General features: G+C 55.5%; 23 protein-coding genes. 13 read left to right on the plus strand and 10 right to left on the minus strand.

The genetic code is table 11. From position 1 onward, the window contains the following. Window positions 1–11 precede the first annotated feature (11 nt). Together FS804_RS22605 and FS804_RS22610 are read left to right on the plus strand one after the other, a co-directional pair. Complete coding sequence (locus FS804_RS22605; RefSeq protein ID WP_144579050.1) at window positions 12–617, plus strand: hypothetical protein; 606 nt, start codon at window positions 12–14, stop codon at window positions 615–617. A 23-nt stretch (window positions 618–640) separates the two neighbouring features. Beyond that, on the plus strand, window positions 641–904 hold the full coding sequence (locus tag FS804_RS22610; RefSeq protein WP_144579051.1) for a curli assembly protein CsgF: 264 nt from the start codon (window positions 641–643) through the stop codon (window positions 902–904). A 52-nt stretch (window positions 905–956) separates the two neighbouring features. On the opposite strand, the gene FS804_RS22615 is transcribed toward FS804_RS22610, so the two are convergent. From FS804_RS22615 to FS804_RS22640, 6 genes are all read right to left on the minus strand, one after another. Then, window positions 957–1,373 (minus strand): hypothetical protein, encoded by a 417-nt coding sequence (locus FS804_RS22615; RefSeq protein ID WP_144579052.1) that lies wholly within the window; start codon window positions 1,371–1,373, stop codon window positions 957–959. 169 nt (window positions 1,374–1,542) lie between these two features. Further along, window positions 1,543–2,427, minus strand: coding sequence for a hypothetical protein (locus tag FS804_RS22620; RefSeq protein ID WP_144579053.1), 885 nt, complete (start codon window positions 2,425–2,427; stop codon window positions 1,543–1,545). A gap of 437 nt (window positions 2,428–2,864) precedes the next feature. Continuing rightward, window positions 2,865–3,158: a type II toxin-antitoxin system RelE/ParE family toxin gene (locus FS804_RS22625; protein WP_144579054.1), complete on the minus strand. Its 294-nt coding sequence runs from the start codon at window positions 3,156–3,158 to the stop codon at window positions 2,865–2,867. Then, window positions 3,155–3,463: a type II toxin-antitoxin system RelB/DinJ family antitoxin gene (locus FS804_RS22630; RefSeq protein ID WP_144579055.1), complete on the minus strand. Its 309-nt coding sequence runs from the start codon at window positions 3,461–3,463 to the stop codon at window positions 3,155–3,157. The genes FS804_RS22625 and FS804_RS22630 overlap by 4 nt, the downstream gene beginning before the upstream one ends. Before the next feature lie 602 nt (window positions 3,464–4,065). Then, window positions 4,066–4,671: a BA14K family protein gene (locus tag FS804_RS25475; RefSeq protein ID WP_144579056.1), complete on the minus strand. Its 606-nt coding sequence runs from the start codon at window positions 4,669–4,671 to the stop codon at window positions 4,066–4,068. 213 nt (window positions 4,672–4,884) lie between these two features. Continuing rightward, window positions 4,885–5,190 carry a DUF1236 domain-containing protein gene (locus FS804_RS22640; protein WP_144579057.1) on the minus strand — a complete coding sequence of 102 codons (306 nt, stop codon included), beginning with the start codon at window positions 5,188–5,190 and terminating at the stop codon, window positions 4,885–4,887. Between the two features lie 169 nt (window positions 5,191–5,359). On the opposite strand from FS804_RS22640, the gene FS804_RS22645 reads away from it, so the two are divergent. The 4 genes from FS804_RS22645 to FS804_RS25075 all read left to right on the plus strand — a co-directional run bounded on the left by FS804_RS22645 (window position 5,360) and on the right by FS804_RS25075 (window position 8,563). Then, window positions 5,360–5,755 (plus strand): DUF1236 domain-containing protein, encoded by a 396-nt coding sequence (locus FS804_RS22645; protein ID WP_144579058.1) that lies wholly within the window; start codon window positions 5,360–5,362, stop codon window positions 5,753–5,755. 182 nt (window positions 5,756–5,937) lie between these two features. After that, window positions 5,938–7,308: a sensor histidine kinase gene (locus FS804_RS22650; protein ID WP_144579059.1), complete on the plus strand. Its 1,371-nt coding sequence runs from the start codon at window positions 5,938–5,940 to the stop codon at window positions 7,306–7,308. Then, entirely contained in the window at window positions 7,305–7,952 is a 648-nt protein-coding gene (locus FS804_RS22655; protein WP_144579060.1) for a response regulator transcription factor, read from the plus strand. The genes FS804_RS22650 and FS804_RS22655 overlap by 4 nt, the downstream gene beginning before the upstream one ends. Window positions 7,953–8,059: 107 nt before the next feature. Continuing rightward, window positions 8,060–8,563, plus strand: a complete 504-nt coding sequence (locus tag FS804_RS25075) for a hypothetical protein (protein WP_186376966.1) — start codon at window positions 8,060–8,062, stop codon at window positions 8,561–8,563. Between the two features lie 838 nt (window positions 8,564–9,401). On the opposite strand, the gene FS804_RS22670 is transcribed toward FS804_RS25075, so the two are convergent. Continuing rightward, window positions 9,402–10,331, minus strand: a complete 930-nt coding sequence (locus FS804_RS22670; protein WP_144579062.1) for an XdhC family protein — start codon at window positions 10,329–10,331, stop codon at window positions 9,402–9,404. Between the two features lie 336 nt (window positions 10,332–10,667). On the opposite strand from FS804_RS22670, the gene FS804_RS22675 reads away from it, so the two are divergent. Then, window positions 10,668–11,297 (plus strand): NAD(P)H-dependent oxidoreductase, encoded by a 630-nt coding sequence (locus FS804_RS22675; protein WP_256366761.1) that lies wholly within the window; start codon window positions 10,668–10,670, stop codon window positions 11,295–11,297. Between the two features lie 3 nt (window positions 11,298–11,300). Then, window positions 11,301–13,214 carry a monovalent cation:proton antiporter-2 (CPA2) family protein gene (locus tag FS804_RS22680; protein WP_144579064.1) on the plus strand — a complete coding sequence of 638 codons (1,914 nt, stop codon included), beginning with the start codon at window positions 11,301–11,303 and terminating at the stop codon, window positions 13,212–13,214. A 188-nt stretch (window positions 13,215–13,402) separates the two neighbouring features. Here the strand turns inward: FS804_RS22680 and FS804_RS22685 are convergent, their stop codons facing one another. The 3 genes from FS804_RS22685 to FS804_RS22695 form a co-directional block, all read right to left on the minus strand. Continuing rightward, window positions 13,403–14,164 carry an SDR family NAD(P)-dependent oxidoreductase gene (locus FS804_RS22685; protein WP_144579065.1) on the minus strand — a complete coding sequence of 254 codons (762 nt, stop codon included), beginning with the start codon at window positions 14,162–14,164 and terminating at the stop codon, window positions 13,403–13,405. A gap of 172 nt (window positions 14,165–14,336) precedes the next feature. Then, a complete protein-coding gene (locus tag FS804_RS22690; protein WP_144579066.1) occupies window positions 14,337–14,858 on the minus strand; it encodes a helix-turn-helix domain-containing protein in 522 nt (173 codons plus the stop codon). 185 nt (window positions 14,859–15,043) lie between these two features. Next, a complete protein-coding gene (locus tag FS804_RS22695) occupies window positions 15,044–17,875 on the minus strand; it encodes a winged helix-turn-helix domain-containing protein (protein WP_144579067.1) in 2,832 nt (943 codons plus the stop codon). An 803-nt stretch (window positions 17,876–18,678) separates the two neighbouring features. On the opposite strand from FS804_RS22695, the gene FS804_RS25285 reads away from it, so the two are divergent. The 5 genes from FS804_RS25285 to FS804_RS22720 all read left to right on the plus strand — a co-directional run bounded on the left by FS804_RS25285 (window position 18,679) and on the right by FS804_RS22720 (window position 23,558). Then, entirely contained in the window at window positions 18,679–18,906 is a 228-nt protein-coding gene (locus tag FS804_RS25285) for a cysteine hydrolase family protein (RefSeq protein WP_305765045.1), read from the plus strand. A gap of 658 nt (window positions 18,907–19,564) precedes the next feature. Beyond that, a complete protein-coding gene (locus tag FS804_RS22705; RefSeq protein WP_144579068.1) occupies window positions 19,565–20,395 on the plus strand; it encodes an alpha/beta fold hydrolase in 831 nt (276 codons plus the stop codon). A gap of 146 nt (window positions 20,396–20,541) precedes the next feature. After that, window positions 20,542–20,919 carry a cytochrome c family protein gene (locus tag FS804_RS22710; protein WP_144579069.1) on the plus strand — a complete coding sequence of 126 codons (378 nt, stop codon included), beginning with the start codon at window positions 20,542–20,544 and terminating at the stop codon, window positions 20,917–20,919. Between the two features lie 30 nt (window positions 20,920–20,949). Then, entirely contained in the window at window positions 20,950–21,402 is a 453-nt protein-coding gene (locus FS804_RS22715) for a (2Fe-2S)-binding protein (RefSeq protein ID WP_144579070.1), read from the plus strand. A gap of 11 nt (window positions 21,403–21,413) precedes the next feature. Further along, entirely contained in the window at window positions 21,414–23,558 is a 2,145-nt protein-coding gene (locus tag FS804_RS22720; RefSeq protein WP_144579071.1) for a molybdopterin cofactor-binding domain-containing protein, read from the plus strand. Window positions 23,559–23,623 lie beyond the last annotated feature (65 nt).

Raw genomic sequence — 23,623 nt, forward strand, 5'->3', positions numbered from 1 at the left:
GAGTTGTGACGATGAAATATGCAGGCAGGGTTTTCGGAAAAATGAGAAGCGTGCTTCTGGCCGCCAGCATCGCCGTAGTCGGCACGGCAGCAGTCGCATCGGAAAATCTTCTCGTCCAAAACTACGAGACCAGTACCGCCAGCGTTCAGGCGCTCATGGAGCCGATCCAGCAGTTTGTCGGTGGCGGGCAATCCAACACTGGCATTATCCAGCTCGGCCAGGATAACTATGCCAATTCCGGTATTGAGGGCAGAGGCAGCCTGTCGCTGATCCAGCAGTCAGGAAACAGCAATCGCGCGGTGCAGGCCATAGAAGGCTCGAACTCGGCCCTTCTTCTTGTTCAGGGCGGCTCCAATAACTCGGTTTTACAAGCGAGCCAGGGAGACAATAATTTCCAGCTGGTCGGCGTTTCCGGGAAAAACAACCAGATCGCCTACATTCAGAAGGGCGATAACCTCGCAGGCGCGCTCGATGTGCGCGATTCCGTAAACTCGACAGTACTAGCAATCCAGACGCCGCAAAGCGGCAACTATATGATGCCCGCCGGTTTACGTGGCCTCGAAAACAAGACTGTTATCGTCGTGCCGGGACGGATGTACGTTCTTCCTAAGCGCTAACTATCCAAGGTAAGGAGTTTGATATGAAAGCCATAAATGTTTTTCTTTTCGCCGCCGCTCTCATCGTAAGCGGTAGCGCGCAGGCATCGCAGATCGTCTATCGTCCTGTGAACCCATCGCTCGGTGGCGACCCGCTGAACGGCAACTGGCTGCTCTCTCAGGCCAGCGCACAGGGTGAAGGAGCAGCCCAGAGCCCCGGCTTCTCCATCGATTTCCCTGATTTCGGTGGCGTTACGCAGCCTGATCCAGATCCGAGCACGCTGCCACCGGTAAACCCAACGCCTTAATTGCGTTTGTCATTTTATCAAAGGCTGCTTTATCCAGCCTTTGATAATTTGCCTAGCGCTGCCGGATGATCGCGAGGTTATTGCGACCTTCTTGGCGGACGAAAGCCTGATGACCTACGCCGGTTTGCGTGATTGAGGCTGAATTTGTATAGCCGATTTGCTGGATAACGCCAATGTTGCGGCTGCCCGTCTGCTCGATTGATGCCGTGTTGAAATCACCGGCCTGGTAAATAAGCGAAAGGTTGCCGACCAGATCGGACGTATCCATTGCCTTGACGGATGTAAGCACTTCCATCGATGGTTTGAAAATCGAAGCAGTGTCCATCAGTCCAGCGCTGCCGCCGCCAGCGCTCCCACCAGTTGCCTGCTGAACGAAAGCCGGCGACGGTGTTGCAGGGCCCGCGACAGCAGAGGACGCGCCAAGAAGTGCGATTAACGAAACGACAATCATTACTGGGTTGTTACGCATACCATTCTCCCTGTTTCTTTAATGTCGAGAGAATGAATTGCGTAATTTAAGATATGACCCAATAAAAATGGTTATTTTTCTAGAAAACTCTTCTCTATAATTAACAATAAATATTTCTTTTATTTTTAACCAATCGAATTAAGATTCAACAGTAATATAATACGCCTTATTAACCTGTAACCGCCCAGGCACTTTTGATTGCTGCATATTTGTAAGCTTGCCAGAGACGATAAGCATCGATCAACTCACGCGATATCCACATCGATCCGCCGTTTCCTGGTCTTTCCCAACCAAGAAGTTCCAGCTCACGGGCTCTTGCAATTAGACGCTGACCATGACTGCGCGAGATAATATAATTGCTTGTTATATTCGAAGCTGTAACGGGGCCAACCCATATCCGCTCCGGCAAATCAAGAGTAGGTGGAACCCTCAGGAACAAGTCATGCAGAATGTTGCTGCCGGATTCAACCCACACAAATGTTGCAATGCTTTCAGGTGGCTCTGACCACGCCCGCTCCCTCAATAGCGTTCTGATCGCCAAGGGGTGACTGCGATGCAGTAGCTCCGGCTTTTCCGACAGAGTGGCAAAGCGATCGCCGCCGTCCAGATGATCGAGCGAGTGCAGGTGCCCTTCAAACCACTTTCGAACTAGGGTCTCACCAACGTCCGCCAAGATCAGTGGTCGGGAACGTTTGCTCTGTGATGTCATGTCATCGCCGAGAAGGCCGTACATTCGCATCTCGACCAAATGCGAAACTGCAGTATTCTTACTAACCGCTTTTACGTTATAGCTCTTCAGCAGATTTAGAAGGCTCGCGATTGTCAACGGGGGAGCGGAGTTATCAAGCAGCCGCTCAAAATGAAGCAATACAATGCCCTGCGTCAGCAGCCATTTAGGAATATTTGCTACGTAACGTGCCGTGCGCGGGGCAACGGCGTGCAAATTCAGTAATCTTTTAGATGACTCGTGAAGGGCGGTTGGAAACATATGGTTTCTAGAAATATAGCACGCAGTAGATAAAGTGTCCAAAATACCACCTTGGAATACGCTCACCTATTCACAGCCGTGAAATGTGATTTCTCATCATGTATTTATAATGGTGCAATCTAGGGTAATCCGCAAATGAAACTTTAGCGGTTCGTTAAGTAAATTGGTTAAAAAGCAGCAATCGCTAGCAAGGAGGTATACGTTATGCAGATACGGCCGAAAAAAGAGTAATTGAGCGGCATTGGCATTATAGAAATTGGTGATTTTCGCTGACAAATGACCCAGCGGTGGTGCGGATAAAGAGATGGACTGTGTCATTGTTGAAGGCCGAGGATTCCTCAGGTTTCAATAGGCAATTTTGAAAATCTGTTTCCATAAGTCACGGACCGCTACCTCCCAGTCAACAAGGTGAATTCGGCCCCCCCCCGGCTGTGGCAACGGCCCATATAAGCCACACGCCTTGATGGGGATCGAACCGTCGGCCCCTACATAAACGTGGTCGATCAGCTTAGCGGCAAATTTTCTGGCCATTCTTGCGCACCATGGAGTACGCGAAGAATTCGAACTGTCGTCTCGGCAACGACGTAGGCGGCGATGTAAGGTGTGCCATTTATGGCGAGTTCGCGCGTCCCGGCAATCCGACCCAGGCGCCCACTGGCAGGAAAATCGAGCAAGCGACGGGCGCCAGCGGCTATCCGTTCATCGATCAAGACGGCGGCGGCTGGATTATCTGCCTCGATGTATGTGAAGATGGCGTCACGATCCGATAACGCAAAAGCGGACCAAGTAAGTTTCACGATTCTGGCACACCCGCTTTAAGGCGGGCCGCCACTCGACGTTTGGCAAAGTGCGCCTCTGCCTCGTCGTCCGATAAATCCGGTCGAGTATCGTTCAACGCTTCAAGCACCTTCGTCCGAAACCAAGCGTCATGCGCCTCACTGCCGGATAAAAGTTCAAGAGGCAGAGCGCCCTCGTTAGCGGTCCGGGTGAGCATGATACGAACCGCATCAGATACCGTGAGGCCCATGCTTTCAAGGACGGCAGAAGCACGATCCCGGACTTCGGAATCAATACGTGTTTGTACAAGAGCGTTTGCGGCCATGGCTGTCTCCATATTGAAGGAGAATGTAATGCAATTGAATGACGTTTTCTAGCTGAAATTTTACGCCGTCCCGTTCACGGCTCTCTTAAATGCTCTTGAAACAATTCGAACCTTCAACCTTCGGATCTTAAGCTCCAAGTCACTGAAAATTCCGGTTCTTCACTTCTAACGTAGCATATTGAAAAAATTAGGCACTTATCCGGAGCGGGATACTATTTTCTAAAACATGGCATTTCAGGTGAAGCTGCTCCGCAAACTCCGCATATTGTCAAAACAATCAAACGCAGGATTACGTATAATCCTACTGACTGCAGCGCATGTCGCTCAGCGGATACCCGAGACGACGCTGCGGCTCGTGACGCCATTGAGCGTTCAGGATTAGGTCACAGCCCTCTGAGCACCGCGTAGATTTTGCCCTCTTGCTACACAAAGAACGCCACTTGGCGAGCTTGGACACTCACACTTGTCCGCATCAATCAAATCAACTCGATCATGTCGATCGAGTTGATCGCGTTACAACCACCGATTAAGGCGTTCCAAACGGCGTCAATCGGCGCCGAGCTGCCGCCGCCGAATAGCTACGCTTGGGGCTGGTCGTCTGTCTAATTGGATACCTGTTGGGCGAGTAGAGTTGTCCGGTAACGCTGATCTGGCGCTTCTAAACCGGACTGGCACTTTCTCCTCCGACCTGAAAACGGCTGGTACGAATTGTCCTCAGCCTGGTAAGAGCGATACCGGCTCATACACCACGCAACGTGGTTCTCGTTTAGCGAAGCGATTTGTGGTCGCGTGTCTGTCTTGACCACATCCAGCGGTGGGACGCAGCGCCTGCGCGGCCCACCACTGAAGGGTTGGTAACTTTTATCGGCCTTCACATACGATCGGTATTTGCGGGAGCACCATTCATCTGATTTGTGCTCCGCAACATCAATCTCAGTCGTTTTTCCAAGCGGTAGACCGCTGGCTTGTATGAATGGCTTGCTTCGCGGGATATCATTGGAAGCGAGTAGTGCAGACGGTAAACGCTCATAGGCTTGCTGGTTTGGATCAACACGCTTGACTTGAGTGGACCACAAGGGCTCCTCATTTATATCCAGAATGACAGGTGGCTGGTGCTGCGACCTGAGATCGGACGCAATCCTCATTCCGCCACCAACAACGGGTAATGCACAGAGGAGCAGTAGAGAGCCGACGATAACGTTTTGCATGGCGCATCACAAAAGAGCATCGAAATATCGCCAGAGCAGCAAGACGGAAAATTTCGTGCCGCTCGGCACACGGGTAGCCGATCAACTAGTTGGTCGCGCCACCGCGACCAACGCCGAGTGGCCAGGTCGTAAGAACGTAAATGATCTTACAGCTTGCAGGATCGATGTTAGGCGACGTGACATCTCGCATCCATCGATCGCGCGGTTACCGGCTTAGTTCATGATCCTGATGATCTTGCCGGTGCCGGGATCGACTATCGCTGTCTTTCCGTTAACGACGACGTAGCTATAGGTGAGATCCGGTGCGTCAATCCTGTGCAGCTCGACCGTCTCCGGAAGGGCAGTGCCAACCACGACATCGACATTTGGCGCATCCACTGAGGTAACCGTGTGCGCAGTCACGTACTTCTGGATTACAACTTCCTGTTCCGGGCTGATCACGACGGTCTGCGCGTGCAGAACGCTCGACGTGCCCATAACGATAATTGCAGCCGACATTGCGAGGACTCGGTTTTTCATATCATTCCACCTTGGCAAGTGTTGTTTTTTGCCTGCGGTTGCAGGTGGGATTTCAAGCAAATTGGACGGAAAGTGTTCCAGGACAGGGCACAAAGTCCTATGCCCGGAACTGATCCAGATCGAAAAATATTGTTTGGCTGTGGAAATTCTGCCCTAAGGAGGAACACCCATGCAGATGAAACAGCTTTCTTTCCTGACGTTAGCAATACTGGTCGCCGGCGGAGCTCAGGCTCAGGAATCGACTGTGACCGGCGCCGCTGGCGGCGCGATTACCGGTGCAATCGTCGGCGGGCCGGTGGGCGCAGCCGTTGGTGGCGTCGTGGGAGCCGTCGCAGGCACAGCTATCGATCCGCCGCCACCGCGCGTTGTTACTTATGTTCGGGAGGCCCCGATGCCGACTGAGACAGTTGTCGTAAAGGAAAAGGTCGTTGTCGGCGAGCCGCTTCCCTCGACTGTGGTCATTCATCAGGTCCCGGACGAACCGAAATATTCGTACGCCATCGTCAACAAGCAGCGAGTAATCGTTGAACCGACCACGCGCAAAGTCGTGCAGGTTATCAACTGATGGCGTTGCCTGCCGGGCTTTCTTCCCGGCAGGCCTTTTCCTGGGGAATAAATTAGTATTTTCAGAAATAAAAACCTTCATGCTTTCAGGCTTCGCTTTCCGTCCTCAAGATCCTAATTTACAGTTGTCTGAAGTTCGCTGGGCTGACCCTCGGCGGCAAAGTTACAGGCACGCGTGTCACAATGTCAGGTCGCACAAACACTCGTCTTTCATCGAAGACCTTGGGCGCATTGTCACTCGCCCAACAGTTCTTCCTCGCCGGCGGTCTTGTTACGTTGGGTGCGACGGTTTTGATTGGATTGCTGGTGACAAACCAAATTGTTGACACTGTAACAAGGAATGCAGGCTCTACAACCGCGCTTTACGTCGACAGCATCATTGCGCCTATCCTGCCGGATCTCACCCGCGCGACAAAACTCGACGATTCCATCGAACGAACGCTGGATGAAACTCTGGGACAGGGTGCACTGGGCAGACGACTCGTTTCCTTCCGACTGTGGACAAAAGACGGGACCATTATCTATTCGAACGACAAGCGGCTGATGAACATGGTCGTGCCGCCTGGCGAAAACAGGACAAAAGCGTTCGCTGGCGAGCTCGTCGCAAATTTCGAAGAGGCAGGAGACCCAGAGAGCGACGCGGAGCGAGCGCTCGGGGAACCCCTCCTGGAGATATATAATCCGGTCTTGCAGCCATGGTCCGGAGAGGTGGTTGCCGTCGCAGAGTTTTATGAGCGGGCAACGGATCTTGAGAAAAGCCTGGCGCGAGCGCGCTGGAAGAGCTGGATCGTCGTCATCGCGGTTGCCTCTGCATTTTTCGCCGTACTTTCCACAATTGTGCTCAAGGGCAGCAGGATGATCCGGCATCAACTGCGTGAGATCGAGGAGCTTGCGCGTCGCGTGCAAAAAGGATCGCGGCGCACGGTGGCCTTGAACGAGCGGCTGTTGCGCAAGATCGGTGCCGATCTGCACGATGGGCCTGCACAGCTCATCGCCTACGCAGCACTGCGGGTGGACAGCGAGAAGCTCGTCAGCGACCAGACAAGTCGGAATGAACGAGAATCCGAGACGACATCGATCAAGGCCAGTCTGGATGAAGCTATCCGCGATATCCGCAACATCTGCCGCGGCCTTGTTTTGCCGGATATAGAAAATCTGCCCATCGAAGACGTTGTTGGTCGGGCAGTTGAACATCATCAGTCCCGTGCTGGTACGCGAATAACGACCTCAATTGAGGATGTGAACGCGCAAGTCGGAGTTCCCCTTAAAATCTGCGCTTACCGGTTCGTCCAGGAGGGTCTGAACAACGGTTGGCGCCACGCAGCATCAACAAATCAATGCGTGTCACTCCGACAGGAAGGCACAGAGATCGTCGCTACTGTTTCAGACGGCGGCAGTGGTTTTTCGTTCGACGAGATTGAACCCGATTGCATCGGGTTGTCAGGCCTTAAAGAAAGAATTGAAAGTCTGGGGGGCCGTTTCGAAGTGCAGACATCGGCACGCGGAACGCACCTCACCATGAGACTGAACACCGTCGATGTGAGCGATCCATGACAGAAAATATAAAGGTCGTCATCGTTGATGATCACCCGATGTTTCGCTCGGGTGTATCGCTGAGCCTGAAAGAGTGTGGCTTCGACGTCCTGGGTGAAGGAGAAAACGCTGACGACGCACTAGCCCTTGCGACCAGATTAGCGCCGGACATCATCCTCCTGGATATCTCGATGCCCGGCAACGGCCTAGCGGCGATCAAATCCATATTGAGCCTGTCTCCGTCCATTCGAATTCTCATTCTCACAGCATCTGAGAGCGTGGATGATCTTCAGACAGCAATCCAGTCGGGCGCGGCGGGATACGCCTTGAAAGGCGTCGGCTCTCGTGAGCTGGTACAGATGCTGCGGACCATCGCAGACGGCGGGCGTTCCATTCCTGCCGAACTGGGCGCGAAACTGCTGGCTGAACGAAAGGCGGCGTCGGAACTGATCGAGCAGCGTCAGGATTTAAGCAACCGAGAACGGCAGGTCATGGATCTTATTGCCATCGGAATGAGCAACAAGCTTGTCGCGCGCAAACTGGGGCTTCATGAGAAAACGGTGAAGCACCACGTGACAAGGATTTTTGCCAAGTTAAACGTCAGCAATCGCACGGAGGCGGCACTTCTTTGGAGAGATCGCATCCCTGCTCAGCGTGAGCCCTGAAACCTTGAACGATCCTTGGCAGTCGCAGGCCGTTCAACGATGACACGGCCCTTATTGTCGCGCATCGAATACCGGCCTTTACGTAAAGTCTCGGTGATGCCATTGGCGTGGCGCACTTCGAGGGTCTGGCCAGACTGCTGAACGCCAGCCCGGTTCTGGCTGGAATTTCCGGCTGCTTCAGGATCTGGTGCTTTCCCGCTTCCGCTCTCGTTTCCGTTCCCTTTGCCACCTCCATTTCCATGTCCGCCATCATTGCTGCCGCCGTTGCCGTTGCCGCCACTATTTGCGCTTCCGTTTCCGCCGCTGTTACTACCGCCATTTCCGTTTCCATTGCCGCCGCCGTTGTTTCCTCCGCCATTACCGCCGTTATTCCCGTTACCGTTGCCGCCGCCATTACCTTGAGCGACAGCAACCCGAACACCGGCGGCCTGCAAGAGTTGGACAGCGATCAACGCAACCACTGGCCGTCCGACCATGGGAAAGGTGAAGAGGTACTTAAGCATGTTTCTTCTCGTACGCACTCCATTCTCCATATCTGGCATCCTGCTGGAATGGACGCGAACCAATTACTTCTGCACAGGCTGCCAGAGTTTGGCTCGGTTGAGAACTGACTTGGGGTAGTCTTGGCCCCGCTTTTTCTGAAATACCCGCCTTCCGAAAGCTAAAGACGTGATGGTTGCACAAGAGCCGCGCATAAACAGAAACCCGCACCTTCCCGCCGGTGCAGCGCGACCAAAAAAGTAACGTTGTCCCAAAAACAAGCGTCAGCAGCTCCCGTCCGTATCGCTTTTTGGATGAGCATCAAGCTGCTTCTGGAGGCATCTCTTCAACATTTTGTCGATCAGGGCCCTGTCTCCGTTACAGTGATCCAGAACGTCGACTGCCCTCGAAATGCTCAAAGAATATCTTTGTTGAAGTTGCTCAACGGTGTAAGGCTCGGGTCGTAAGCTCTGGTCCATCTCATCCTCTTTACGTTCTGCAATCAGATGCTGTCCGATCGATTGCGCTTGCTAGACGCCGGCATGGCTTGTGTCGAACGGTACAGATCATCTCTCGTTGGGATCCCCTCAAGATTAGGTTCCTGACAAAGAACACCCATCATGCGGAGGGGTTCATCTATTAGGACTTAGTGCCCATAAACGCGTGCGACGCGTTAGCCTCGAACGGGTTTGGCCATGCCTGACAGGTAGTCGCCGTTGTAAGCCGTCTGAACGCCAAGCCCCGCAATCGCATCTCGTATGTCAGCATCTCTAAAACCCGTCACGACGATCACGGAATGGCTTTGGCATGCAAGCGCAGCGTAGGCAGATCGGCGAACGAGCGGCATGGCATGCCGCCGAATTCCGTGAAGAGCCTGTGGCATCCACTTGAGCCCATTGGGCTTGATCGCCCCGCTGCCAGAATGACGATCGCGACTGTCGGCTCTCCTCCACCACCCATCAGCGCTTCCTAACCGAAGACAGCAAGGCGTGTGGCCGCAACGTCGGCCAGGACAGAGAGCGCAAGCGATGCAGAATCCCGTGCGGGCCCGAAGATTCCGATTGGCGCCTTGAGTCGGCGAATGTCCTGCGGCTCAAAGCATCGCTCGATCAGGCGCTCGACGCGTCTTTTATGCGTGCGACTGCTTCCCAGTGCCCCAATGTAGAAGGCAGGCGATTTAAGCGCCTCGTCCAGCGCCGCCGCTTCAGCGTCGAGATCATGATGAAGAAGTATGACTGCCGTGAAAGGGTCAATTGTCCACGGATCACTCAGGTTCCGGCCGGGCGCTGGTATCCTTACAACATCATATGAAGACGCTTCGGCCACTTCGGCAATGGCCTGCGCCTCACACGTCTGTCCCGAGATAACAATGAGCGTCTGTGGGCGGTAAACACTCACAAATTCCTCCCCAGTCCAGCCGGACCGCCCTGGCGCATCCGTTAAGCGCACGCGCTGTTGCCGTGGCAAATAACTGAGGCCGACGGCGCGCCTGGCGTTGAGGCGATCCAACACCATTTGCAGCGGCTGCGGATCGCGCAAGAGATGGATGGCGACCGAGATGCCCCCACCACAGGGGAGAGCGATGTCGAAAAACGGCGAGCCTTCTCCAAATTTCACAATCCGATCACACCCCTCGGCCATGGCAAGCAATGCTTCGGCCGCAACGGCAGCTTCCACGCACCCCCCAGAGACATAGCCGCAATAGCGTCCGTCCGAAGCGACAACGACATGCGAACCAAGAGCTCGCGCCGCGCCGCCGCGGATTTCAACCAAGGTGGCGAGCGCGACCAGCCCCATGCCAAACGCCTCGACCGTGAAGCGAAGCAGCTTTGCCGGATCATCGGTTGTCGACACGCGCAAAGGTATCGGTTGCAAGAGAGAATCGGTTATTTCAAGCATCTACAAACCTCTTTGGGGAAGGCTGGCCTACGGATTGCGAAACCAATGCATACGGGCCGAAGATGGTGGGATGCCCGCTCCGCAGCGAGACCACCAGTGAAACCGGCGCTCAGTGCACTTATGGCCTTTGACTGATAAGCTTCCGTTCCGCCGGTCCCGCCCACATTTTCTCAGCTAACTGACAAATTGCAGGGCGTCTTTGATGATCCAGCTTTTGTTAAATATCGGCAGAACACATCCGACGAATGCAGCCGGATCGTGCAATCGACCGGCCCGTCGCCGCTATACACAAGACAGCTGCCTCTCGACTGCTTCTAACCTTGTGGCATCAGCTTAATCGTTTTAGATAAGGACGGGTCTACCATGCGGGTTCTGGTCCTGCTTGCGCACCCTGCGCAACGGAAGAAAAGCATTAATCTCGCGATGGCGCATTTGGCGCGCCGGATCGAGGGGATTACATTCGTAGATCTCTATGCGGAGTATCCCCGCTTTTCCATCGACGTGGATCGCGAGCAGCAAAGACTCTTGAATCATGACGTCATCGTTTTTCAGTTTCCGCTTTTCTGGTACTCTTTCCCGGCCCTTCTAAAGCAGTGGCAGGATCTCGTCCTGGAATATGGCTTTGCCTACGGCCCGTCAGGCCAGAAGCTTTCCGGCAAACTTGTGCTGGCCTGCGTCACCACGGGCGGCAGCCGCCACGACTATTCACCGGATGGCGGTAATGAACATCTCTTTGAGCACTTTTTGCTTCCTCTGCGCCAAACGGCCATCTTGTGTGGGATGGAGTTTCTGCCGCCCTTCCTGCTTCATGCAGCAAATCATATCGAAGCGGAAATCTCCCGGTCTCACGTAGACGCCTATCCCAGGCTGCTGACGGCGCTGTGGGATGGCAAGCTCGATCTGCAAACAGCGCGGACACATGCCAGTCTATCCACGGGCGATCTCGCCCACCTGATCGGAGGCTGAACCATGCATGGGCTTGCCTCTTACGCATTCGCGTATCTCGCGACCGCGGTGATTGCAGTGATCATTTCCCGGCGCATAGGCCTTGGGACGGTGGTCGGATATGTCGCCGCGGGCGTCATCATCGGCCCGATTCTGCAGGTTTCGACTGCTGGCTCCGAATACCTAGAACAGTTCTCGGAGTTCGGCATTGTAATGATGCTCTTCCTGATTGGGCTCGAGATCGATCCGCAAAGGGTGTGGAGACTGAGAGCCAAGCTGCTGGGTCTTGGAGGGTTGCAGGTCATTGGGACCCTTGGCGTGATCACCGCTATAGGAACTGTCGTCGGTTTCACCTGGCAGCAGAGCCTATTTTTTGGATTCGTCGCCGCCTTGTCCTCCACAGCGATTGTACTTCAGACGCTGGAAGAAACAGGGCTGCTGGAATCGGATGGTGGACAGGCAGGTTTCGCCGTTCTGCTGTTTCAGGACTTTGCCGTCATTCCGATGCTGGCCTGCATCCCATTGATTGCCGGCACCAGCACGGCGACATCGGCCGGTCACGACACTACCCTGCTCCAAAGTCTTCCTGGATGGGCGGCCGCTCTCCTGACACTGAGCGCTGTGGCACTCGTCGGGATCTCTGGGCAGTACCTGTCGCGGCCCATCTTTCGGTTGATTGCCCTCTTGCGTTTGAGGGAAATCTTCACGGCGATGGCACTTCTCGTGGTCGTCGCGATTGCTCTCCTGATGTCTGCGGTCGGTCTATCGCCCGCCCTTGGCGCCTTTTTGGCGGGGATCATGCTCGCCAACAGCGAGTTCAAGCATGAACTACAGAACGACGTAGAACCATTCAAGGGACTTTTGCTCGGTCTATTTTTCATGACCATCGGTGCCAAGGTAGATCTGGCAGTTTTGCGTGACAATTGGCAAGTTATTCTTGCCGCAACTCTTGCGCTCATCGCGATCAAGATAGCCGTTCTCTTGCCGCTGGGCTGGCTTTTCCGGGTTCGCGGGACAGCAGGCTGGTTGTTTGCGCTCGGCCTTGCACAGGCAGGGGAATTCGGCTTCGTCCTTCTCTCGATTGGTAGAGAACGTCAACTGTTGACAGAGCAGATGACGTCTGTGGCCATCCTCGTCATTACGATGGGGATGATCCTGACGCCGGTCCTATTTGCGTTGTATGACCGCATCGCCATGCTGATCGAGACCCAACAGGACGAGGGCGAAGCCGACAGGCCCGATGAAGGAACGATCATCATTGCTGGCGTCGGGCGCTTTGGCCAAATCGTTAACCGAATGCTGCTCGCAAACGGCCATAAAACCGTCATCCTGGATTACCGAGCCGATGTGGTGGACGACATCCGCAGGTTTGGCGTCAAATCGTTTTTCGGCGACGCAAGCCGGCCGGATCTCTTGACATCTGCGGGCCTGGAAAAGGCACATCTTCTGCTGGTTGCAATTGATGATCGTCATCGGGCTACCGCAATCGTCGCACATGCACGACAGCACAATCCCACCATCCGGATCATTGCCAGAGCCTATGACCGGCTCCACCACTACGAGCTCGCCGAAGCCGGCGCAGATCACATCGTGCGTGAGCTTTTCGGTAGCTCTGTAGAGGCGGCGGGTTTGGCCCTACAGTCGCTCGGAATGCATCCCTATGAGGTCGAGAAGCGAAAGAACATTTTCGTTGAGGAGGATGTGGCGGGGCTCGTTCGCATGGCTCCCCTTGTGGGCGAGGTATACCGCGCGCACGAAAATCCAATGTTTGTCAACAGTTTCAACAATATTGCTGGCATTATCGAAAACGCTATGCGCGGCGAAAGAGCGGGTTATGAGGAGATCGTGCGACGCGGGTGGAGCCCACCGAATCTTGGCAAAAGCGACGCCACGGACTCGGCGTCAGATCAGAGACCTGAGGCAGAGGTGAACGCCTGACCAAGAACAAAGGCGATCGGTATAGCTCTTTGATGAAGGGAAGCCACTATACACGTCGACACGACAGGGGATTATCGCGACCGACCTGTTATAGAAACAGAAAACTGAAAGGCATTCGCCCTTCCGCAGTGGTTTGCACTTCGGTGCACGAACGATGTGCAGGCCTTCAGACGAACTTTCCTTCCCAATCACGCTGTATAGCCGCCGTCAACATTCAGAACCGTTCCGGTGATGAATGAGGCAGAGGGACTGGCGAGAAATGCAACGGCAGCAGCGGCCTCTTCTGCGGAGCCTAGTCTTTCCATGGCATTGGCTGCAATTTCGGCTTCCAATTGCGCAGACGGAACGCCTCGCAGTGCGGCGTCGATGGCGCCAAGTTGGACTACATTCACGGTAATACCGCGCGCACCCACGTCGTGAGCAGCACCTTTGCAGAAAGCGACCAAAGCCGCGCGGGTAGCCGCATAATCAGCCAGCCCGGGCGTACCGACGCGATCAGCCACACTGGCGCCTACCGCGATGACGCGACCTCGATCATTCATACCTTTGATTGCTGTGCGAATTACAGATATGGTGGCAGTGACATTGACGGCGAACTGCGTCGCAAGCGCATCTTCGTCCTGATCCAGGTCGTCGACCTGCCATTGCAGTTTGTGTTCGCAATTCACAACCAGGACATCCAGCTTGCCGACCGTAGCGATCACGCGCCGGACAAGTCGAATACACTCTTCGCAATTGAATGGGTCAGGGATCTGAAAAACGGAAATCTTGGCCCCTGCAGATCGAAGCGCTTGGACGAATGCGGGTTCCGGTTTCGAACTGCTAACAGAAATTGCAAGGTCTGCGCCACCCTTGGCAAGAGCCCACGCGGTCGCTGGTCCGATACTAACGTCGGCACTCGTCAGAAACGCAGTCTTGCCGGCCAGCGGCCTTTCCCCTTGTCGGTCCATCGTGATCTGCGCCTCCCGTTTTGTCGTTGAGCAGGGCGCTCAACCTCCAACGGTTGTAGATTGACGCCTTGGGGTTTGCGTCTATTGTCGATTCGTGCGCAAAGGAACGCGGAGCTAGATCAACAACGACAGCTCGTGATGTCTTGCCGAGCCGCTCTTCGGCGTATAGCGATCAGGCGACATCTTCCAGTTGTCGTTCCTGGCTCGCTTTAACGCTACTTGGACCCCGGCTCTTCTCACGCCATTCCTGAGGTGTCATACCAGCAGCTCGGCGAAATGACTTGCACAAATGCGCCTGATCACACATGCCACACGCGCATGCGATCTGGCTGAGTGGTTCGTCGGTCATCTGGATAAGCGCCATGGCGAGGGCAACGCGCCTTGAAAGAACATAGGCGTAGGGAGACGCGCCGAAGGACACCTTGAAGTTTCGCGAGAAGTGGCTCGCACTCAGGTGAACAAGCGCACCAAGATCGACAATCCTCAAGCTCGTCCGGATGTTTTGATCAATGTGACGGACGATCTTCTTTTTCTGCCACTCCGAGAGCCCTTTGGCGCTGGTACGATCTGATGAGAGACGATGTACAGCTTGATTTGAAGCGCTTGTGACACGGGCGACCTTCACTTCGATGTCGTTGTAATAATCGGCGAAGTGGTGGGCTATCGCAGAAATTGAGGCTGTCGTTGCTTTCATAAGGTTCACCTCGCTGTACGGCTTACAGCATGGTGCAGGAGGGCCGCACCAACAGCGAGTTATTGGATGTTAAGAGATGTTGCCTTTAGCGGTAACAACTGTTTTGGATGTCAGACCAAGACGGTTCAGAAGACATATTTCGTCCATCGCTTTGAGGGGGGCATCTCTCTGATGGAGCAGCGAAGTTAAGCCTTCGCCAATTGATCCAGCATATGCCGCACTTCAACCAGATCAGGGCTATCGAGCCCTTCGGTGAACCGCCCGAAGGTCTCCCGAAGTGCCGCTAGGGCATGGCTCGATGAAACGGGATCCTCGGCGATCTTGGCAAGCCTTGCGAGAATCCTCAGCTCGACGGACAAGATGCCATCAGACCGCGCCTGCATGAGTGCCTGCTGTAAACCAGCCACATAGGCTTCGCGGTCGCCGAGCTCATGCCATAAAAACACGGCCCGCATTCTCATGAGATCTGCGAGATAAATTTTGGTTCCCGTTTCGCGAATTCGCATCAGTGTTTTATCCACGAGTTCCCTAGCATCGCGGTAGCGACCCGCTTCGGCATAGGCCTGTGCCAGTTGGCCCAGCATGAGGATTTCCTGGAGCCGGCTGTTGGTATCTAGCAACTTGCTGACACTCCGCTCGAGCAGTTCGATGCCCCTATTCACGTTTCCTTTCAACACTGAGAGGGTCCCGCTGTGCCCATCGGCAACGAACCGGAACGGTAACAGCGCGCTCCGGGTGGAACATTCCAAGAGCCGCTGGTTTCGCTGTTCGGCGAGGTCTAGGTCGCCAGCCCACAGCGCCAGCACGGTGCCCCAGACCAAACCGGTTGCCAGTGGAACCGGGCTGCCGAGCATTTCAGCCTCCTCCAGGCTTTGACGCGCCATTTCCTTTGCCTGATCGCGAAAACCTTGGATCCACAGCGCCAGACTACAGGAACTGTAACACCAGATGCGGTAGTCGACACCAATCCGAAAAAGATTGTTCGAACGTTTGACGGGAAGCACAGCGAGTGCACGGGCTGCATGAAAACGGTTCTTTGACAGGTCCCCCGCGAAGAAGGCTGCGACACATTTCATCCCCTCCAAGATGCCCCTTTCCTGCAATCCCTCAGTCATGTTTTCGGCGCGAAGGATGGTCTCTAGCATTCCCTCGATATTTCCCGCTCGCAGATGAAAAGCGAACAGGGCTGAGACCGTACTAGGCCAAAAGACGTTGTCTTCCAATTTTTGCGCAAGGGTCAGGGCGCGGTCTATCGCCTGCCGTACATCCTGAGAGTTACCGCGCATGAAAAGAAGCGGCATTGCGAAATGGGTCGAGAGAGCCATTTCGGTATGCGTGCCAAGTTGCGCATCCGAAAGGCGCTCGAGCGCAGCAGCAGCCCATTTGGTGCATTCGCCCAGTAGCGACAGGTCCGTCATCAGATCGGCGGCAGCAATTGTGAGCGCTATGCCTATCTCTTCATCACCACCCTGTGAGAAACACCAATCGAGAGCCACGCGCACATTGTCGATATCAGGGCGTAGGCGCGCCATGGATTGCTGCGGTCGCTGTTGCGCTTCTTTCTTCAGCAGGGAAAGATAATAGTCGGCATGACGTCGGCAAAAATGTGAGGTTTCGGTCGCGCCCCTCAACCGCTCGGATGCATAGTCGCGGGTCGTATCCAAAAGCCTGAAACGAACCTGATCATGCGTGACATCGGCCGAGACAAGTGACTTATCGACCAGATTGGAAAGGAATTCCGCCACCTCATGGCCTGTTATGTTATCATCGCTGGCAATGTTCTCTGCGGCTTCCAAAGAAAACGTGCCGGCAAAGACGCTGAGGCGGCGCAAAACAATCTTCTCGGTGTCTTCCAGAAGATCGTGACTCCAGTCCAGCGTTAGACGAAGCGCCTGGTGGCGCGGCTGGGCGGTGCGTCTTCCACGATTGAGAATGCGAAAACGCTGGCTGAGGTAGCTGGCTAGACCTTGCAATCCGAGACTCGAAACGCGCCCGGCAGCAAGTTCGATAGCCAGTGCAAGACCATCCAGTCCCCGGCAGACCTGGGCGACCAAGGCTGCGTTCTCGTCTGTTAGCTGGAAGTCATCCATCTGCGAGCGCGCGCGTTCCACGAATAGCGATACGGCAGGATAAGCGCGCGCCGTCCCCGCGGTCATCACCTCATCCTCCGGAGGGAAAGCGAGACCCTGTAGACGATAGATCTTCTCTCCGCGGACGCGCAGCGGTTCCCGCGTCGTGGCCAGCAAATGGACACGCGGTGCCGCGTCGAAAATCTTTTCGGTCAGCTCGGCGACGGCGCCGATGACATGTTCGCAATTGTCAATGATGAGCAGTATCTTCGCCGCATCGAGCGTGGCGATGATGCTGGCTGTTTCGTTCTCGCCCCGTACCGGCAGTCCGAGTGCCGTCGCAAAGGCGCTCGTGACCATTCGCTGATTGCGCAAGGGTGCCAGATCAATGAAGACAACGGACTCGGCGAACTCCGCCAACAAGCTTTCGGCAACAGCCAGGGCTACAGTCGTCTTACCGATACCGCCAGTACCGAGGATCGACACGAAACGGTTTGCAAGCAACTCCTGCCGAATACGCTGAACCGCATCATCTCGTCCGACGAGTTTTGGAGGCCGCATGGGCAGCCGATCGACCTGCGCAACAGGCCGCACGGCCGCCGCCGGGAAAGCGGGAGCGTTCTCGTGACACTGTTTTACTGGGACCGCAAAGCTGTAGCCACGGCCAGGCACGTTGACGATATAGCGATCGGCATCCGCAGCTTGGCTCAGAACCTTTCGCAGCTCCGAAATATGCACCCGCAGACTGACGCCTTCGACGTGCAGACCTCCCCATACATCCAGCATCAAATCTTCATTGCTGACGATGTTGCCCGAGTTTCGAACGAGACAAAGCAGAATATCAAGCGCCCGACTGCCGAGACGAATGGCGCGCCCATCAACGCTCAGTTGTCTTTCACCCGCCGACAGGCGAAAGGAACCGAATTCAAAAACACTTCCGCTCGACAACGACTACTCCTTTTCGCCACACGCAACAGAACGGCAGCGCCGGAAAGCATGGCCTTTAACTGACGAATAATAAGTCTTCATGGACTGTTCAACCGGTCGATGGAACGCAAGAACAAAATATAAGAAGAAAATTCGCCATCCATTTTTTCTGTGAAGACAAGCTCCAAGACGCGCCAGGTCACATGTATTTTCGTGCCAGCAATGGCCCGGCTTCTTGGGCCAGCCGTTTGTTCACCGGGATTGCAGGATAATACAAGCCACGCATCGGTCGCGCTCCTATTCTCGGGAAATTATTCGAGAAACGGAGACAAACTTTGACCAACCATTCTCTCGCAGCCTATGCAGACCCAGAAACTCCCGCCCTGCCGAAGGTGGGAATGGGGATCGAGCCCGGTCGAACAGCTCTGTTGATCACGGACCCGCAGATCGATTTCCTTAGTCCCAAAGGGTGCCGCTTGGGGCGCATTTGGAGAGAGCATCACAGAACACAACACGGTCGAAAACATTGGCAGACTTATGCAGGCTTCCAAATCTGCTGGCATCGAACTGATCATCTCTCCCCACTATTACTATCCCTTCGACCATCGCTGGGATTTCGCTGCCACGGGCGAAACCCTCATGCATAAACTACGTATGTTTGATCGTAGGGATCCGTTGTCGCTGAATGGTTTTGACGGATCTGGCGCCGACTGGATGCCGGAATACAAGGAGTTCATTGAGGACGGAAAGACTATAGTATGTTCTCCCCACAAGATCGCCGGTCCGCAGACCAACGACGTTGTCTTACAGTTGCGTAAAAAAGAATCGACAAGGTCATTCTTGGAGGAATGGCCGCAAACTTCTGCGTCGAGTCCCATCTGCGCGACCTCGTGGAGAAAGGTTTCGAGGTTGCCGTGGTGCGTGATGCCACCGCAGGCAGCAAGCTGCCGGAAGGAGACGCCTATCTCGCTGCCCTGATAAATTTCCGTTGGTTTGCCAACGATCTCTGGACGGCGTCTCAGGCACTGGAGAAACTGGCCAGCGCCAGGTAACCCCCTGCAGCAGCTCGCCAAGAATTCGACCGGATATCTTGCCAGGTTTCCGGGTGTAAAATTTGCTCGCCCGGCGTTAGCCGCTGTGTGCCTTGTTCCGCCGTCAATGGTAAGGACCTGCCACGAGGCACCCCTTGAGAGGGCACTGCGGCCAGACGGATGTGATGAGAGTTAAAAGACCAAGTCATAAACCTCGCACGACGGTTGCTGGAACATGAGCAAAAAAAGATGTCCCTACCCATAGCGTGGACAGGGGCCAAAATGCTCGTTCGTCAGGTTTCGATCGGCGAGTCCGAAACCGATGAGTGCTGTGACTCCATTTGATCGTCCCGTCCCGGATCGCCGGAAGCATCGTGCTTGGCCTTAAACCTTGGTGACGAAGAACGTTGCCGGAGGCAGCGTCTGCCGTTTGGTACCGCGAGTGTTCGAAATGGGCGGAAACGTACAAGCTTGTTTCCAGGCGTTGCCCTAGCAATCAGACATATCGTCAACAGAACGGCGGAAAAGCTTCTTCGAGCCAACGGAGCGTGACAATGAGCGACGAATTTGGATCTCACTCACGCGACGGCAGACGTTGATCGCCGGAGCATCCCATTCATTTGCAATAGCCAAACCGGCTCTTTCTGCCTTCCATAAGAAGCTACAAGGATTTGATCCCATGACCGAGAATTTCATCAAGACAAAGGACGGCGTCAACCTCTTCTACAAGGACTGGGGTAAAGGACAGCCGGTCGTTTTCCACCATGGCTGGCCGCTCTCCTCGGACGAGTGGGACGCCCAGATGTTGTTCTTTGTCCAGCAGGGTTTTCGCGTCATAGCCCATGACCGCCGTGGTCACGGCCGATCCACTCAAGTCAGCGATGGCCATGACATCGCTCATTATGCTGCCGACGTCGCCGCTCTGACGGAGCACCTGAACCTGAAGGACGCCGTCCATATCGGACATTCCACCGGCGGCGGTGAAGCGGCAGCCTATGTCGCTCGCCATGGCAAGGGGCGGGTCGCCAAGCTCATCATGGTCGGTGCGATTCCTCCCATGATGGTCAAGACGGCATCCAACCCTCGTGGCACGCCGATCGAGGTGTTCGATGGGTTCCGTGCTGCCCTGGCGGCGAACCGCGCCCAGTTCTATCTGGACGTTGCATCTGGGCCGTTCTACGGCTTCAATCGGCCTGACGTGAAGGTCTCTCAAGGTTCAATCCAGAACTGGTGGCGTCAGGGCATGATCGGAAGTGCCAAGGCCCACTATGACGGCATCAAGGCATTTTCCGAGACCGATCAGACCGAGGACCTGAAGTACATCGACGTGCCAACCCTCGTCATGCATGGCGATGACGACCAGATCGTTCCGATCGCCGATTCCGCCGAACTCTCGGTGAAGCTTCTCAAGAGGGGCACACTCAAGGTCTACCAGGGCTACCCGCACGGTATGCTCACCACCTATGCCGACGTGCTGAACGCAGACATGCTGGATTTCATCAAATCCTGATCCACCTCCGGACGTCCCACCACGCCTAACCAGTCCTCAACCTGCGGGAACGGCGCGGAGGATGTTTCCTCGTCTGCCTCCCTTCGGGAGATCTGCCAATTGCGCTGCTGTCACGAGCCGGCGCTCAACCTAACCAGAGGTCTACCATGCCAACGATATTGCGCGCTGCCGCTGCTACTGCACTTGTACTGACATTCTTCTCCAACCCCGCTCTCGCTGATGGAAATGCCGAAAACGGCAAGAAACTTTTCAGTCGATGCAGTGCCTGTCACGCCATCACCGACCAGAACAAGTCTGGGCCCGGCTTGCTCAACGTTGTTGGACGAGCCGCCGCGTCTCTGCCGCAGTACAAATATTCCCCGGCGCTTGCTGCATCTGGCCTGACCTGGGACCAGCCTACCCTTGACGCTTTCCTTAAGGCACCGACCAAAGTCGTGAAGGGCACGCGCATGGTTCTCGCCGTGCCGAAGGATGAGGATCGTGCCGATATCATTGCCTATCTGCAAACACTGTCGGGAAACTGAACCTGCGTCCTGTCGAAGAGGATAACAATCATGAAAACGCTCGTCATCAACGGTGTTTCGCATCAAGTGGATGCCCCCGACGATATGCCGCTGCTTTGGGTATTGCGAGACATTCTGGGAATGACCGGTACGAAATATGGCTGCGGCATCGCACAATGCGGTGCCTGTACCGTTCATCTTGATGATGAGGCCGTACGCGCCTGTCAGACCACGATGGATATGATTGAGGACCAGGCCATCACCACGATCGAAGGAGCGTCCAAAAATCCCGTCGGTGCAAAGGTGCAGGCGGCTTGGCTTGAGAAGGAAGTGGTCCAGTGCGGCTATTGCCAGTCTGGCCAGATCATGTCCGCGATCGCGTTGCTTTCAAAAATTCCGAAACCGACCGACACAGACATCGATGAGGTGATGGCCGGTAATATCTGTCGATGCGGCACCTATGTTCGCATTCGCGAAGCCATTCACGCTGCGGCATCGGCTTGAAGGAGGCCGCCATGATCAAGAACCTTCACTCACGCCGCAGTTTCCTGAAGGGAACGGTGCTTGCGACCGGCGGCATTCTCCTGTCTCTCCCGTTGCCTGATTCAACCCGCACCCGTGCAGCACTTGCCGCGGATCGTCCTGTGCGCTTCGTCCCGAATGCGTTCGTTAAAATTGACGAACACGGCGTGACGCTGATCATGCCGCATACGGAAGTCGGCCAGGGAATTTACACGTCGAGCGCGATGATGATGGCGGAAGAGCTAGAACTTGATTTGGACCAGGTAAAGGTAGAAGCCGCACCTCCGGACCTGTCGAGATACATGGACCCCAACCTTTATGATCAGGCTACCGGCGGCTCTATGTCGACCCGCTCAGACTGGATGCGTTTGCGCGAGGCAGCAGCAGCAGCACGCATCATGATGGTTTTCGCTGCAGCGGCTCGGTGGCAGGTCGAAGCTTCCACGCTGAAAGTGGATCGCGGCGTGATCCACAATCCCGCGACCAGGCAGCAGTTAACTTATGCCGAGATTGCCCCGGAGGCCGCCAGCCAACCTGTGCCAACCGACATCAGGCTGAAGGAGCCAACGCAGTTTCGACTGATCGGCACCAGCGCCAAGCGCGTGGATACCGCTGCTAAGGTCGACGGCTCGCTGATCTACGGCATAGATAATCGTCAGCCGGGCATGAAGATCGCCACCTTGGCCATGGCTCCGGTCAAAGGCGGGAAGATTGCATCGCTTGATGAGGCATCCTGCAGGTCCGTACCGGGTGTCCTTGACATTGTACGCGACGGCAATGATGCGGTCGCCGTGATCGGCGAGCACATGTGGGCGGTCAAGCAGGGGCTAGAGGCCCTCACCGTGGTCTGGGACAATGGCACCAACGCCGCCGTGACGGTGGACAGCATCATAGAGGCTATGGATGTAGCCTCGAAACATGAGGGCGTCGTGATCCGGAACGAGAAGAATGCGCAAGCTTCCATCGATGCCGCGACGACCAAGCTTTCCGCCATCTACCAGTCTCCCTTCCTCTCGCATTCGCCTCTGGAGCCGCTGAACTGCACGCTTCATATCCGCGACGATGGCGCAGAGCTTTGGGTGGGCACGCAGGTTCCGGTAAGGGCGCAAAAAGCCGTTGCCGATGCAACCGGCCTGTCACCAGAGAAGGTGACTGTCTACAACCAACCGATGGGCGGCGCGTTCGGGCGCAGGCTCGACGTGGACAGTATCGAGATTGCCGCAAGGCTGCTCAAGGAGATCCGATATCCGGTCAAGATGGTTTGGACCCGCGAGCAGGACATGACCCACGATTATTATCGGCCTTACTACTACGATAGGGTCGCTGCTGGTCTCGATGCTGAAGGCAAGCTCGTAGGGCGCACCCATCGCGTCACGGGTTCTTCCATCTACGCCCGGTGGGCTCCCGCCGCCTTCATCAACGGCGTGGACCCCGATGCCGTCGACGGTGCGGCCGAAACGCCCTATGACGAAGATGCCGTTCTGGCGGATTACGTCCGTCAGGAGCCGGATGGAATGAATACGAGCTGGTGGCGCGGTGTCGGCCCGACCCACAATGTTTTCGTGGTCGAAAGCTTCGTGGACGAAATGGCAGCGGCCACCAATCAAAATCCGCTACAGTTCCGGCGCCGCATGTTGACGCGCAATCCAAGAGCACTTGCCGTCCTCAATCTCGCTGCGGAGAGAGCAGGCTGGGATGGGAAGCTTCCGGCTGGCCGGGGGCGTGGCATTAGCTTGCAATTCGCCTTCGGAACCTATCTGGCGCACGTTCTGGAGATCGAAGCGGTTCCCTCCGCCGAGATCCGCCTGATCCGTTCGGTTATTGCAGTGGACTGTGGCATCACCATCAATCCGGATACGGTGCTTGCACAGATGCAGGGCGGCATGATCTTCGGCTTGAGTGCTGCCATGTTCAACCAGATTACGCTGACGGATGGTGCCGTGGACCAGACGAATTTCGATACCTACCGCGTCATGCGGATCAACGAGGTACCGAAGATCGAGGTCCACCAGATTGAGAACAACGAGGCTCCCGGAGGGGTCGGTGAGGCCGCAACAGCCGCCGCCGCCGCCGCCCTTGCAAACGCGATCTTTGCCGCCACAGGAAAGCGCCTGCGGAGCCTCCCACTGAGCGCTTGACCTTTGCCAACAGGCATAACAGGAAAAAGCCGTCGCGTAACGCGGCGGCTTTTTACGTTTTAAGT

Source organism: Agrobacterium sp. DE0009, from assembly GCF_007680755.1.
Lineage (GTDB): Bacteria > Pseudomonadota > Alphaproteobacteria > Rhizobiales > Rhizobiaceae > Agrobacterium > Agrobacterium tumefaciens_B.